This is a genomic window from Pseudomonas sp. NPDC087185 (assembly GCF_044744955.1).
Lineage (GTDB): Bacteria > Pseudomonadota > Gammaproteobacteria > Pseudomonadales > Pseudomonadaceae > Aquipseudomonas.
The window spans coordinates 750,525-764,831 of the sequence record NZ_JBIUZK010000003.1; the positions used below are offsets into that span (position 1 = coordinate 750,525).

Annotated in this window: 13 protein-coding genes; 10 read left to right on the top strand and 3 right to left on the bottom strand. The window is 65.5% G+C overall.

Annotated elements, in window-relative coordinates:
* The first annotated feature begins 10 nt into the window (after positions 1–10).
* From ACIPIJ_RS13715 to ACIPIJ_RS13730, 4 genes are all read left to right on the top strand, one after another.
* Positions 11–979, top strand: a complete 969-nt coding sequence (locus ACIPIJ_RS13715) for an NAD(P)-dependent oxidoreductase (RefSeq protein WP_401077301.1) — start codon at positions 11–13, stop codon at positions 977–979.
* Positions 976–2,427 (top strand): aldehyde dehydrogenase family protein, encoded by a 1,452-nt coding sequence (locus ACIPIJ_RS13720; RefSeq protein ID WP_401077302.1) that lies wholly within the window; start codon positions 976–978, stop codon positions 2,425–2,427. The genes ACIPIJ_RS13715 and ACIPIJ_RS13720 overlap by 4 nt, the downstream gene beginning before the upstream one ends.
* 89 nt (positions 2,428–2,516) lie before the next feature.
* Positions 2,517–2,834, top strand: a complete 318-nt coding sequence (locus ACIPIJ_RS13725; RefSeq protein WP_264313751.1) for a DUF2388 domain-containing protein — start codon at positions 2,517–2,519, stop codon at positions 2,832–2,834.
* Between the two features lie 111 nt (positions 2,835–2,945).
* Positions 2,946–4,178: a M20/M25/M40 family metallo-hydrolase gene (locus ACIPIJ_RS13730; RefSeq protein ID WP_401077304.1), complete on the top strand. Its 1,233-nt coding sequence runs from the start codon at positions 2,946–2,948 to the stop codon at positions 4,176–4,178.
* Between the two features lie 62 nt (positions 4,179–4,240).
* Here ACIPIJ_RS13730 and glcC read toward each other — a convergent pair whose 3' ends face one another.
* Positions 4,241–5,008, bottom strand: coding sequence for a transcriptional regulator GlcC (gene glcC / locus ACIPIJ_RS13735; protein WP_401077306.1), 768 nt, complete (start codon positions 5,006–5,008; stop codon positions 4,241–4,243).
* 195 nt (positions 5,009–5,203) lie between these two features.
* On the opposite strand from glcC, the gene glcD reads away from it, so the two are divergent.
* From glcD to ACIPIJ_RS13760, 5 genes are all read left to right on the top strand, one after another.
* Positions 5,204–6,703, top strand: a complete 1,500-nt coding sequence (gene glcD, locus ACIPIJ_RS13740; protein WP_401077308.1) for a glycolate oxidase subunit GlcD — start codon at positions 5,204–5,206, stop codon at positions 6,701–6,703.
* Entirely contained in the window at positions 6,703–7,755 is a 1,053-nt protein-coding gene (gene glcE / locus ACIPIJ_RS13745) for a glycolate oxidase subunit GlcE (RefSeq protein WP_401077310.1), read from the top strand. Before glcD ends, glcE begins: the two co-directional genes overlap by 1 nt.
* A 9-nt stretch (positions 7,756–7,764) precedes the next feature.
* A complete protein-coding gene (gene glcF / locus ACIPIJ_RS13750) occupies positions 7,765–9,000 on the top strand; it encodes a glycolate oxidase subunit GlcF (RefSeq protein WP_401077311.1) in 1,236 nt (411 codons plus the stop codon).
* Entirely contained in the window at positions 8,993–9,391 is a 399-nt protein-coding gene (locus tag ACIPIJ_RS13755; RefSeq protein WP_401077312.1) for a heme-binding protein, read from the top strand. Before glcF ends, ACIPIJ_RS13755 begins: the two co-directional genes overlap by 8 nt.
* 89 nt (positions 9,392–9,480) lie before the next feature.
* A complete protein-coding gene (locus ACIPIJ_RS13760; RefSeq protein ID WP_401077314.1) occupies positions 9,481–11,646 on the top strand; it encodes a malate synthase G in 2,166 nt (721 codons plus the stop codon).
* A 32-nt stretch (positions 11,647–11,678) separates the two neighbouring features.
* On the opposite strand, the gene ACIPIJ_RS13765 is transcribed toward ACIPIJ_RS13760, so the two are convergent.
* A complete protein-coding gene (locus tag ACIPIJ_RS13765) occupies positions 11,679–12,260 on the bottom strand; it encodes a flavin reductase family protein (RefSeq protein ID WP_401077315.1) in 582 nt (193 codons plus the stop codon).
* A gap of 171 nt (positions 12,261–12,431) precedes the next feature.
* Here ACIPIJ_RS13765 and ACIPIJ_RS13770 point away from each other — a divergent pair, with 171 nt between their 5' ends.
* Positions 12,432–12,770, top strand: a complete 339-nt coding sequence (locus tag ACIPIJ_RS13770) for a hypothetical protein (RefSeq protein ID WP_401077317.1) — start codon at positions 12,432–12,434, stop codon at positions 12,768–12,770.
* A 364-nt stretch (positions 12,771–13,134) separates the two neighbouring features.
* Here ACIPIJ_RS13770 and ACIPIJ_RS13775 read toward each other — a convergent pair whose 3' ends face one another.
* The gene (locus tag ACIPIJ_RS13775) at positions 13,135–14,295 is read right to left on the bottom strand and encodes a mandelate racemase/muconate lactonizing enzyme family protein (RefSeq protein WP_401077319.1); all 1,161 of its coding nucleotides are present in this window, start codon (positions 14,293–14,295) and stop codon (positions 13,135–13,137) included.
* Between the last annotated feature and the right edge of the window lie 12 nt (positions 14,296–14,307).

Genomic DNA, 14,307 nt, shown 5'->3' on the forward strand with positions numbered 1-14,307 from the left:
GGAACCCACCGTGAGCGAACACATCGTACTGCTCGACGACGAGGGCCTGGCACCCTCCACCCGCCTCAAGCGCCCGGCCTGCGAACATACCTGGCAGCAGTTTGCCTACACCCACCCGGAGCACGTGCTGGAACACCTCAAGGACGCGACCATCGCCTTCACCTGCAGCGTGCCGCTGCGCGAAGAACACCTGCGCCAGTTGCCAAAACTGAAGATGATCTCGCTGGCCCTGACCGGCCGCGACATCGTCGATGTCGATTACTGCGACGCGCACGGCATCGCAGTCGCCAGCGTACCGGGCTATGCCGCCAATACAGTGGCCGAACACAGCCTGGCGATGATCCTCGAACTGTTCCGCCGCCCGGCCGCGTTCACCCGGCTGATGCGCCAGGTACATGCCGGCGAGGCCGAGTACAAGAACATCTACTTCGACCACCGCATCCGCGACGTGCGTGGCAAGCAGCTGGCGATCATCGGCAGTGGCCCGATCGCCATGCGCCTGGCCGAGCTGGCGCGCGCCTTCGGCATGCACGTGTGGTTCGAGGACCGTGGCGGCAAGCGCCGTGGCGCAGACTGCAAGCCGCTGGGCGACCTGCTGCGCAGCTGTGACGTGCTGTCGATCAACTGCCCGCTGACCCCGCAAACCTACAACCTTATCGATGCCGCACAGCTGGCGCTGATGAAGCCCGATGCCCTGCTGATCAACACCGGCCGGGGTGGCGTGGTCAACGAGGCCGCCTTGATCGATGCCTTGCGCAACGGCCGCCTGGGCGGCGTGGCGCTGGATGTGGTCGAGCACGAGCCGCTGCACCCGAGCAACCCGCTGTTTCAGCTGATCGACCGCGACGACTTCCTGCTCAACCCGCACATCGCCTGGAGCAGCGAAGACGCCATGCAGCAGCTGATGGACAGCGCCGTGGACAACATCACCGATTTCGTCGCCCGCCAAGGGGCCCAGCAAAGGATCCGAAGCGCATGACCCTCGTCACCAAAAGCAGTTACGTCGACGGTGCATTCGTCGCGCCCGATACTGTCAGCGATGTGCTGGAAAACCGTAACCCGTCGAACCCGGCCGAGGTGGTCGAGCGCTTCGTGCGCGCCGACCAGGCACTGACCGAACAGGCGCTGGCAGCTGCTCGCCGCGCAGCGCCAGCCTGGGCGCGCAGCAACCCGCAACAGCGCGCCGATGCCCTAGATTTCATCGGCAGCGAGATCCTCGCCCGGCGCCAGGAACTGGCCACCCTGCTGGCCCGCGAAGAAGGCAAGGTCGTTCGCGAAGCCATGGGTGAAGTGGACCGCGCCGGCCGTTCGTTCAAGTTCTACGCCCAGGAATCCCTGCGCGCCGAGGGCGAGAAATACCAGTCGGTGCGCCAGGACGTGGGCATCGACGTGTTCACCCAGCCGCTGGGCGTGGTCGGCATCATCGCCCCGTGGAACTTCCCCATCGCCATCCCGGCCTGGAAGATCGCCCCGGCGCTGTGCTTCGGCAACTGCGTGGTGTTCAAGCCGGCCGAGCTGGTGCCCTCCTCGGCCTGGGCGCTTGCAGAGATCATCGCGCGCGCAGGCTTGCCTGCCGGGGTGTTCAACATGCTGATCGGGCCGGGGCGCAGTGTCGGTGACACCATCATCCGCTCGCCGCTGATCGACGGCATCAGTTTTACCGGCTCGGAAAACACCGGCCGGCAGATCGCCCGGCTGGCAGCCGAGGGCATGAAGAAAGTGCAACTGGAGATGGGCGGCAAGAACCCGCTGATCGTCCTCGACGATGCCGACATCGAGCAGGCGGTGGAGGTGGCGCTCAATGGCTCGTTCTTCAGCACCGGGCAACGCTGCACGGCCAGTTCACGGGTGATCGTCACCGAGGGTATACATGACGCCTTCGTCACGCGCCTGGCCGAGCGCACCCGGGCGCTGACGGTGGGTGATGCCTTGCAGGCCAGCACGGATATCGGCCCGGTGGTCGACAGCCGGCAGCTGGAGCAAAACCTGGCTTACGTGGCCAGCGGCCGCGAGCAGGGGGCGACTCTGGTGTGCGGTGGGGAGCGCATCGAGAACGCGGCTGGCGGGTATTTCTTCACCCCGGCGCTGTTCACCGAGGTGACCCCAGGCATGCGCATCTACCGCGAGGAAATTTTCGGCCCGGTGCTCAGCGTGCTCAAGGTACGTGACTATGCGCACGCCTTCGCTGCTGCCGAAGACACCGCGTTTGGCTTGTCTGCCGGGATCGTCACCACCTCGTTGCGCCACGCCGAGCACTTCAAGCGCAACAGCTCGGCGGGGATGGTGATGGTCAACCTGCCGACAGCGGGGGTGGATTACCACGTGCCGTTCGGCGGCAACGGCGCCTCCAGCCTGGGCTCGCGCGAGCAAGGCAGCCATGCGCGGCAGTTCTTCACCCGGGTGAAGACCACTTACCAGTTGGCGTGATCGGTTCCAAGGGAACTACCCGCGCGTTAGCGCCATCTTAAACACTGAGTGGTAATTCCCTTGGGCTTCACGCTACTGGAGATCACGATATGCGCCACCTATTGCTCGCCCCTGCGCTGCTGCTCCTGCTGCCTGCCGGTGCGGCGCTGGCCCGCGTCGATGCGGGCGACGTCGCCACCTCGGCCGGTGTCTCCGCCTCGCTGTATTCGACCTTCAAGGACGACAAACGGATCATCCCCGCCCGAGACGAGCTGTCTGCGTTCGTCGCCAGCGGTGGTGCAATTCGTGGCGCCTATGTGGAGTCGGCGCTGGAACAAGCTCGCAAGGACAACCCTGGCCTGCAGGCCAGTGACGAAGAACTGGCCCGGGCGATACTGTCCCAGGACGACCCGGTCGCGCACCATTGACCCCCTTTGCAACCCTGTCGCGGGCCTTGCCCGCGACAGGGTTGGCATTGAGACTGCAAGGTCACGTCCGAGGGACTAGGCTCAACGGTTCACCACAACAAGGAAGAACCGATGCCATTGCCCCGCCCTCCCCACGCCATCGGCCTGGCGTTTCTGATCGCCTGCACCCAGGCAACCGCCGCCGAACCCTCTCCCCAGGACCTGCTCAAACAGGCCCAAGGCGAACAATCGGCCTACCTTGAAACCCTCAAGACCCTGGTCTCGGTGGACACCGGCACCGGCACGGAACCTGGCTTGACGCAGGTCAGCGCCGAGCTGGTCAAACGCCTGAAGGCGTTGGGCGCCGAGGTGCAGACCCACCCCGCCAAACCGTCCGTGGGCGACAACATCGTTGGCACCTTCAAGGGTACCGGCAGCAAGGATTTTTTGCTGATGGTGCATTACGATACCGTGTTCGTGCCCGGTACCGTGGCCAAACGCCCGTTCCGCGTCGACGGCCCGCGCGCCTATGGCCCGGGCGTTGCCGATGCCAAGGGCGGTGTGGCGATGATCCTGCATGCGCTCAAGCTATTGCAGCAGCAGGAATTCAAGGGCTACCGTACGCTCACCGTGCTGTTCAACCCGGATGAAGAAATGGGCTCGGCCGGCTCGAAGCAGATCATCGCCGAACTGGCCCGCAAGCATGACTACGTGTTCTCGTACGAGCCGCCGGACAAAGACGCCGTCACGGTCGCCACCAACGGCATCAACCGTCTCAAATTGGAAGTCAAAGGCCGTGCCTCGCACGCAGGCTCCGCGCCCGAAGAGGGGCGCAACGCGCTGACCGAACTGGCCCACCAACTGCTACAGCTCAACGACCTGGGCGATGCCAGCAAAGGCACCACGGTGAACTGGACCCTGGCCAAGGCCGGTGAAAAAGCCAATATCATCCCGGCGCTGGCCACGGCCGAAGCGGACATGCGCTATTCCGACCTGGGCGAGACCGACCGCGTGCAGACCGATGCCCAGCGCATCGTGAAAAAGCAGCGGGTGGCCGATACCCAGGCTAGCGTCACCGTCGAAAAAGGCCGGCCGCCCTTGGCACGCAATGATGCCTCGGCGAAATTGGCGCAGACCGCGCAGCAGCTATACGGCGAGGTCGGCCACACGATCGAACCGATTGCCATGCGCTTCGGTACCGATGCCGGGTATGCCTATGTGCCGGGCAGCGAAAAGCCGGCGGTGCTGGAAACGCTGGGTGTGGTCGGTGCTGGGTTGCATGGGGATGATGAATACATCGAACTCGCCAGTGTCGCGCCCCGGCTGTATCTGACAGTGGCGATGATCAGGCATCTGGCGCAGTGATGTAGCCCCTGCGCTTTCCCTCTTCGCGGGCTTGTCCCGCGAAGAGTCAGGTTCAGGCAACATCACCCCCAGCCATCCATGCGCATCGTCGCCCGCACCAAGCGCTGCTCCTCCTGCTCGATCTCGCGCAAACTGTCGCGAATCCCGTTGATATGCTCGCGCGCCGCCCGCTGCGCCTGCTCCGGCAGTTGCTCCATCACCGCCTGGTACAACCGCGCATGCTGCCGGTCGATCTGGCGTTTCTGCGCCGGGCGGCAATACAGGTTGTTGACCGAGGCGAACACCGTGCTCAAGGTCAGGTCGCTGAGCGACTGCAGGGTATGCACCAGCACCGGGTTGTGCGAGGCCTCGCTGATCGCCCGGTGAAAGGCATGGTCGCGCCGCGCGTGCTCGCGCGCATCGAGCCCTTCCGGCGCGGCGTGGGCGGCCAGCATGTCTTCGTAGCGGCGGCGGATCAGCAGCCGGTCGATATCCGTGGCCCGCAACGCCGCCAGGCGTGCGGACTCGGCCTCCAGCAGGGCGCGCACTTCGAGCAGGTCGAACAACGTGCGCGGCTGCGAGCTGAACAGGTGCATCAACGGCGTGGCGCCGTGCTGCTGCCCGGTGAGGTCGGCGACGAACGAGCCGCGCCCCTGCTCGGTCTCGATGATCCCGCGCCCGCGCAGGATGCGCAGGCCTTCACGCAGTGCCGAACGCGAACAGCCGAGTTTTTCCACCAGGCGGCGCTCCGATGGCAACGCCTGGCCCACCTTCAGTACCCCTTCGACGATCAGCCGCTCGACACGCTCCGCCACCTGATCGGCGACCTTGGCCTTGCCTTCAGTACCCATGCACGCACCCCAACTGGTAGGACCACTGCTACAGCTTGCGCCAATCTAGCCGGCCGAGCGCACAAATAACCAGTGCGTTGCGTAGAAACTGGTAGGACCAGTGCACAACGCACTCGACCTGGCCAGCCAGCGCGCGCAGGCTGCAAGGGTGACTGGTTTGCCCACAACAACAATAACTGCCGTTGAGTGAGCCTGATGAACATTCTCTACGACGAACGGGTCGATGGCGCGCTGCCCACAGTGGACCTGCCCGCCCTGCTGCAGGCGTTGCGCGACGCCTTGCCCGACCTCGACATCCTGCACCGCGCCGAAGACCTCAAGCCCTACGAATGCGACGGCCTCTCGGCCTACCGCACGGTACCGCTGCTGGTGGTGCTGCCCGAGCGCCTTGAACAGGTGCAGACGCTGCTTAAACTCTGCCACCAGCGTGGCGTGCCGGTGGTGGCGCGTGGCGCCGGCACCGGGCTGTCGGGCGGCGCCCTGCCGCTGGCCAAGGGCATTCTGCTGGTGATGGCGCGCTTCAACCGCATTTTGGAGGTCAACCCGCAAGGCCGTTTCGCCCGGCTTCAGCCGGGCGTGCGCAACCTGGCGATCTCCCAGGCGGCAGCGCCGCACGGCCTGTATTACGCGCCAGACCCCTCCTCGCAGATCGCCTGTTCCATCGGCGGCAATGTTGCCGAGAACGCCGGGGGTGTGCACTGCCTGAAATACGGCCTGACCGTGCATAACGTGCTCAAGGTCGAGATTCTCACCGTCGAAGGTGAGCGCCTGACCTTGGGCAGCGACGCCCTCGACAGCCCAGGTTTCGACCTGCTGGCGCTGTTCACCGGTTCCGAAGGCATGCTCGGCATCGTCACCGAAGTGACCGTCAAGCTGCTGCCCAAACCCCAGGTGGCACGCGTGCTGCTGGCCAGCTTCGGCAGCGTCGAGGACGCCGGCCGTGCCGTGGCCGAGATCATCGCTGCCGGCATCATCCCCGGCGGCCTGGAAATGATGGACAACCTGGCGATTCGCGCCGCCGAAGACTTCATCCACGCCGGCTACCCGGTGGATGCGGCGGCGATCCTGCTGTGCGAACTGGATGGCGTCGAGGCCGATGTGCAGGACGACTGCGACCGGGTGGCCGATGTGCTCAGGCAAGCCGGCGCGCGCGACGTGCGCCTGGCTTGCGACGAGGCCGAGCGCGTGCGTTTCTGGGCCGGGCGCAAGAACGCCTTCCCGGCGGTGGGGCGTATTTCGCCGGACTACTACTGCATGGACGGCACCATCCCGCGCCGTGAGCTGCCACGGGTGCTCAAAGGCATCAGCGAGCTGTCCGAGGCATACGGCCTGCGCGTGGCCAACGTGTTCCATGCCGGCGACGGCAACATGCACCCGCTGATCCTGTTCGACGCCAACCTGCCCGGGGAGCTGGAACGCGCCGAAGCCATCGGCGGGCGCATCCTCGAACTGTGCGTGGCGGTGGGCGGCAGCATCACCGGCGAGCACGGCGTCGGCCGGGAAAAGATCAACCAGATGTGCGCGCAGTTCAACAGCGACGAAATCACTCTGTTCCATGCAGTCAAGGCGGCGTTCGACCCGCAAGGGTTGCTCAACCCCGGCAAGAACATCCCCACCCTGCACCGCTGCGCCGAGTTCGGCGCGATGCACGTGCACCACGGGCAGTTGCCCTTCCCTGACCTGGAGCGTTTCTGATGAGCATGGACCGCGACATGAGCCAGGACCTGCTGGAACAGGTCAACCAGGCCTTGAACCTGAACACCCCGCTGCGCATCCAGGGCGGCAACAGCAAAGCCATGCTCGGGCGCCCGGTGGCCGGGGAAATCGTCGACACCCGCAACCACCGCGGCATCGTCAGCTACGACCCGACCGAGCTGGTCCTCACCGCCCGCGCCGGCACGCCTTTGGTGGAGATCGAGGCGGCGCTGTTCGAGGCCGGGCAGATGCTGCCGTGCGAGCCGCCGCACCTGGGCGCCGAGGCAACGTTAGGTGGCATGGTCGCGGCCGGGCTGTCCGGGCCACGCCGGCCGTGGGCCGGGTCGGTGCGCGACTACGTGCTCGGCACACGGGTCATCACCGGCCACGGCAAGCTGTTGCGCTTCGGCGGCGAGGTGATGAAGAACGTTGCCGGCTACGACGTGTCGCGGCTGATGGCCGGCAGTTTCGGTTGCCTCGGCCTGCTGACCGAGGTGTCGCTCAAGGTGCTGCCACGGCCACGTGGATGCCTGAGCCTGCGCCTGCCGATGGGCCGCCACGAGGCCATGGCCGAGCTCGCCGAATGGGGCCAGCAGCCATTGCCGATCAGCGCCGCCTGCCACGACGGCGACGCCCTGTACCTGCGCCTGGAAGGCGGCGAGGGCTCGGTGCAGTCGGCCCGCCAGCGCCTGGGCGGCGAGGTGCTCGACAGCGGCTTCTGGCGCGACCTGCGCGAGCAGCGCCTGGCCTTCTTCGAGGGCCCTGAACCGCTGTGGCGTGTGTCGGTGCCGATCGCTACCGGGGAACTCGACCTGCCGGGGCGCCAACTGGTCGACTGGAGCGGCGCGCAGCGCTGGCTGAAATCAACCGCCCCCGCCCAAGCGATCCGTGAGCGAGTGGCCAACGTCGGCGGCCACGCCACCGGCTACACCCCGGGCGATGACAGCAGTGCACCGCTGCCCGCCGCGCTGATGCGCTACCACCGCGCCCTCAAGCAGCAACTCGACCCCCAGGGTGTATTCAACCCTGGCCGCCTGTACCCGGACCTGTGAGGCCACGCCATGCAAACCAACCTGAGCGAAACCGCCAAGCGCCTGGCCCGCGCCGAAGAGGCCGAAAGCATCCTGCGCGCGTGCGTGCACTGCGGCTTTTGCACCGCCACCTGCCCCACCTACCAACTGCTCGGCGATGAGCTGGACGGGCCGCGCGGGCGCATCTACCTGATCAAGCAAGTGCTGGAGGGCGAGCCGGTCACCGCCAGTACCCAGCTGCATCTGGACCGCTGCCTGACCTGCCGCAACTGTGAAACCACCTGCCCGTCGGGGGTGAAATACCATGACCTGCTGGACATCGGCCGCGCCGTGGTCGAACAACAGGTGCCCCGCCCGCTCGGCCAGCGCCTGTTGCGTCAGGGCCTGCGCGCCGTGGTGCCACGCCCGGCGCTGTTCAAGGCATTGACCCGCACCGGCCAGGCCCTGCGCCCGGTGCTGCCGGCAACACTCAAGAACAAGTTGCCCGCCCACGTAGCGCCACCCGGCGAACGCCCGGCAGTGCGGCATGCCCGCCGCGTGTTGCTGCTCGAAGGTTGCGTGCAGCCGGCGCTGTCGCCCAACACCAACGCCGCCACCGCGCGCCTGCTGGACCGCCTTGGCATCAGTGTAACGCCGGCCTTCGAAGCGGGCTGTTGTGGCGCGGTGGACTACCACCTCAATGCACAGGCCCGGGGCCTTGAGCGTGCCCGGCGTAACATCGATGCCTGGTGGCCAGCCATCGAGGCCGGCGCCGAAGCCATCGTGCAGACCGCCAGCGGCTGTGGCGCCTTCGTGCGCGACTACGGCCACCTGCTGGAGAAGGACCCACAATACGCCGCCAAGGCTGCCCGGGTCAGCGCACTGTCGCGTGACCTGGTGGAAGTGCTGCGCGACGAGCCGGTCGAACAGCTGGGCCTGTGCGCCGAACAGCGTCTTGCCTTCCATTGCCCCTGCACCTTGCAACATGCCCTCAAGCTCGGCGGCCAGGTGGAAAGCCTGCTGACCCGCCTGGGCTTCACCCTGACGCCGGTGCCGGACGGCCATCTGTGCTGCGGCTCGGCCGGGACCTATTCGCTGACCCAGCCCGAGCTGTCGCGGCAACTGCGCGACAACCGCCTCAACGCGCTGGAAAGCGGCAAACCGCAGGTCATCGCCACCGCCAACATCGGCTGCCAGACCCACCTCGACGGTGCCGGGCGCACGCCGGTGCGCCACTGGATCGAAATTGTCGAAGCCGCCCTGAACCAGGAGAACCGCCATGCATAGCAAGTCCGTGATCGGCCAGGCCGAGGTTACCCGCCTGCTCGCAGCCGCCCGCCAGGAAGCCCTGGCGCAACAGTGGAACGTGACCCTCGCGGTGGTCGATGACGGCGGCCACCCGCTGGGCCTGGAACGCATGGACGGCTGCGCGCCGGCCAGTGCCTACATCGCCATGGAAAAGGCCCGCAGCGCGGCGCTGGGGCGCAAGGAAACGCGTGATTATGAGCAGATGGTCAACGGCGGGCGCACCGCGTTCGTGACCGCGCCGCTGCTGACCAGCCTGGAGGGTGGCGTGCCACTGCTGATCGATGGCCAGGTAGTCGGTGCCATCGGTGTGTCCGGGGTCAAGGCCGAACAGGATGCCCAGGTGGCCAAGGCTGGGGCGGCGGCCTTGTGATCGACAGTATCGGCCTGTTCGCGGGCTTGCCGCGCGAAGACGCCGGTACTGAGCCCCTCATTTGAATCCACGTGAACAGCGAGACAAGCATGAACCAACTTCAGGTTGCCCCCCTCCTGCAACGCTTCATCGAAGACGAAGTGCTCCCAGGCACAAACATCGATGCCAGCACTTTCTGGCAAGGCTTCAGCACCTTGGTCCACGACCTCGCCCCGCGCAATCGCGAACTGCTTGCCGAACGCGACCGCCTGCAAACCGAGCTGGACACCTGGCACCGCCAGCACCCAGGCCCGATCGCCGACATGGCGGCCTATCAGGGCTTTTTGCGCCGTATCGGCTACCTCGTCGACACACCGGAGCACGTGCGTATCACCACCTCCCAGGTGGACCGCGAAATCGCCGAACAAGCCGGCCCGCAGCTGGTGGTACCGCTGAGCAACGCCCGCTACGCCCTCAATGCCGCCAACGCCCGCTGGGGTTCGCTGTACGACGCCCTGTACGGCACCGACGCCATCCCCGACAGCGACGGCGCTGCGCGCGGTCAAGGCTACAACCCCACCCGTGGCGCCCGCGTGATCGCTTTCGGCCGGCGCCTGCTCGACCAGTGCGTGCCGCTCGAAGGGGGCTCCCATGCCGAGGCCACGGCCTATGCCATCCACCAAGGAGCGCTGAAAGTGACCTTGAAGGATGCACGCCAGGTCAGCCTCAAGGACACCAGCCAACTGCGCGGCTACCAAGGCGACCCGAGCAAACCGAAGGCGATCGTGCTGCAACACCATCGGCTGCACCTGGAAATCCAGTTCGACCCGACCAGCGCCATCGGCCAGGCGGACCTCGCCGGGGTCAAGGACATCCTCGTCGAGTCTGCACTGACCACCATCATCGACTGCGAGGACTCGGTGGCGGCGGTGGACGCCGAAGATAAGGTCAACGTCTACCGCAACTGGCTGGGCCTGATGAAAGGCGACCTCAGCGAGCAGGTCAGCAAGGGAGGCAAGACGTTCACCCGCGCACTGGCCGAAGACCGCCATTATCAGGGCGCGGACGGCCAGCCGCTGACCCTGCCTGGCCGTTCGTTGCTGTTCATCCGCAATGTCGGCCACCTGATGACCAACCCGGCTATCCACGACCGCGACGGCCGCGAAATCCCCGAAGGCATACTCGATGCGGTGGTGACCAGCCTGATCGGCCTGCACGACCTGAAACGCCGCGGCAACTCCCGTGAAGGCAGCCTGTACATCGTCAAGCCGAAGATGCATGGCCCGGCCGAGGTGGCCTTCGCCGACCAGTTGTTCAGCCGTGTCGAAGCACTGCTTGGCGTACCACGCAATACGTTGAAAATGGGCATCATGGACGAGGAGCGACGCACCAGTGTCAATCTCCAGGCCTGCATTGCCAGCGCGGCTGCGCGCGTGGTGTTCATCAATACCGGCTTCCTGGACCGAACCGGCGACGAGATGCACACGGCCATGGAGGCCGGCGCCATGCTGCGCAAGGGCGACATGAAAGGCAGCGCCTGGATCCAGGCGTACGAGCGCAGCAACGTGCTGGTTGGCCTTGCCTGTGGCCTGCGTGGCAAGGCGCAGATCGGCAAAGGCATGTGGGCAATGCCCGACCTGATGGCGGCCATGCTCGAGCAGAAGGTGGCCCAGCCTCGCGCCGGCGCCAATACCGCCTGGGTGCCCTCACCCACTGCCGCGACCTTGCATGCGCTGCATTACCACCAGGTCGACGTGCCGGCCGTGCAGCAGCAACTGGAGAAAGTCGAATGGGCCTGCGAGCGCGAGCCATTGCTGCGCGACCTGCTGAGCATTCCGGTGAGCCCGGACAGGCCCTGGAGCGCCGACGACATCCAGGCTGAACTGGACAACAATTGCCAGGGCATCCTGGGATATGTGGTGCGCTGGGTCGAGCAAGGCGTCGGCTGCTCGAAGGTGCCGGATATTCATGACGTCGGCCTGATGGAAGACCGCGCCACCCTGCGCATTTCGGCGCAGCACATCGCCAACTGGTTGCACCATGGCGTGGTGGGGGCCGACCAGGTGGAGGCGACGCTGCAGCGGATGGCCAAGGTGGTCGATCAGCAGAATGCCGGTGATCCCGCGTACCGGCCGATGGCGGCTGATTTTGCCGGGTCCCATGCCTTCCGCGCAGCGCGGGAACTGGTGTTCAAGGGGCGTGAACAGCCGAGCGGGTATACCGAGCCGTTGCTGCATGGGTGGCGGTTGCGGTTCAAGCAGGAGATTCAGGGCTGATGTTGCGAGGGGCCGCTGTGCGGCCCATTGCCTTATTCTTGCGGATCAATCACCACCGGCTCACCAATGGCATAGAAATGCCCACCCGCCACATAGTGCAGGCTGCGCCATTGCGGGTCGGCCTGCTCATAGGCCCAGTGCCCATCGCGAAACACCCGGTCATCGGCCCAGGCTGCCACCACTTCGCCGATGAACAGGTCATAGGTGCTCTGGTTGTGCGGCTCGTCGATCACCCGGCACATCAACCAGGCCGAGCAGCCCTTGACCAGCGGCGCGGCATGACCTTCGACGTGCTCCAGTTCAACGCCGATGCTGGCCAGCTTGTCGGGGTGGTCGAACAGGCTGCGGGTGCCGACCTGGTGGGTCAACTGCGCCTGGGCGGCGGTCGGCACCTGGATCACGAACGCGCCACTGCCCTCGATCAGTTGCCGGGTGCGGGCGATCTTGTCCAGCACCACGGTGACTTTGGGCGGGTCGAAATCCAGCGCACAGGCCCAGGCGGCGGCCATGACGTTGTCCACGCCCTGGTGGCTGGCTGACACCAGTACGGTCGGCCCGTGATTGAGCAGGCGGTAGGCCTTTTGCAGGTCGACGGCTTGGAAGTGGCTGTTCATCGGTGTCCTCGGTCAGCACGCAATCAGACGGGCAATTGTGCCGCATCAATGAACCTGCGGCACTCATTCTGTATCTTCAGAAAATTCCTACCCACTCTCTCGGAAACTCCTTACTTGTCGAGCCCGGCCAGCGAAAACATGATCGGTACTCGCGATCCGAGGAAGCTGCCCATGCATCCACATACCCGCACCACTGCCGAACTGCGCGCAAGCCTGCGCCAGCTATTGACCCATGACGTCAGCAACCCGGACGACGACCCGCACCTGTCGGGCGTGTTGTTTTTCTGCGCCACCGACGAACGCACACGGCAGTTGATCGAGCGCATCGAGTTGTTGGCCAGCGAGGTGTTCTTCGACCCCTGCGGCCGCGCCATTGGCCCGCGCCTGCGCGCGGTTGCGGTCGAAGGGGTCTGCATCAAGCAGAAGCGCAAGGCGCCGGCTGATGAGACGGTGATCCGCATTGCATTGCGGGATAAGGGCTATATCACGGTGAGTACCGCACGCTTCTAAATCGCAACGCAGACTGTTGCTGTTGCTCTTGCTCTTGCTCTTCGAACGCAATGTCTCAGGCGCCACCAATTGCGACTTCAGGAGGCCGAAGCGAGGGAACCCCGAAGCGAAGCGTAGGGGCCGGATGACAGGAGCCAGCCTTTTTTGGTTACTTTTTGGGGCGTCTGCCAAAAAGTGACCCGCCGTAAGGGCGGAATGGTGAGTGAGTGTCGCCCTCAAAACTGGATATGTTCAAACTCATATGAACCAACGCCTGAGCTTTGGCTTTGGCGTTCAGATCAGATCAGATCAGATGAATATCCATTTGCCATGCAGGCGCTCATTCACGTTTCCACCCTCACAGCGGGAGCAAGAGCAGCCGATATCAGGGGCGGCGGCCTGTCTCTGCTACCTGGGCCGTCCAGGGTTTGACCTGCTCACTCAGCGACAGCCCCAGCCCCGGCCGGGTGGGCACCAGCATCCGCCCGTCACGGGTCTCCAGCCGCTCGTTGAACAACGGCTCCAGCCATTCGAAATGCTCCACCCAAGGCTCGGTGGGGTACGTCGCCGCCAGGTGCACATGCAACTCCATGGCAAAGTGCGGCGCAATCATCACCCCGGCCTGCTCGGCCATCGCGGCCACTTTCAAGTACGGCGTGATGCCGCCAACCCGCGGTGCATCCGGCATCAGGTAGTCGGCACCCCGCAGCTTGATGAACTCGGCATGCTCGGCCACGCTGGTGAGCATCTCGCCAGTGGCAATCGGCGTGTCGAACTGCTGGGCCAGGGCCGCATGGCCCTCTGCGTCGTAGCAGTCCAAGGGCTCCTCAATCCATACCAGGTTGAATTCCTCGAAGCGTCGGCACATGCGCTGGGCGGTCGGGCGGTCCCATTGCTGGTTGGCATCGACCATCAGCGGGAAGCTGTCACCCAGGTGCTCACGCACCGTGCAGACCCGGTGCAGATCGATCGCACAGTCAGGCTGGCCGACCTTGAGCTTGATGCCGCCAATGCCCTTCTCGCGTGAAAGGTCGGTGTTCTTCAGCAACTGCTCCAACGGCGTGTGCAAGAAACCACCCGAGGTGTTGTAGCAACGCACCGAATCACGCTGCGCCCCCAGCAACCGCGCCAGCGAGAGGTTGGCGCGCTTGGCCTTGAGGTCCCACAGCGCGACGTCGAAGGCACCGATGGCCTGGGTCGACAGCCCGCTGCGGCCCACCGAGGCACCCGCCCAGCACAGTTTGGTCCAGAGCTTGGCGATGTCACTGGGGTTCTCGCCGATCAGTGCCGGCGCAATTTCCTTGGCATGAGCGAACTGGCCGGGGCCACCGGCGCGTTTGGAGTAGCTGAAACCCAGGCCCTTGTGGCCATCCTCGGTCTCGATCTCGGCAAACAGAATAGCGATTTCGGTCATCGGCTTCTGCCGGCCGGTGAGCACCTTGGCATCACTGATGGGGTTGGCCAGCGGCAGGAACACCGAGGACACCTTCACGTAGGCGATGCGGTCGTTGTCGGCGGAGGGGCGTTGTTGTTCTTGTGCGAGCATGGGGCTCTCCTG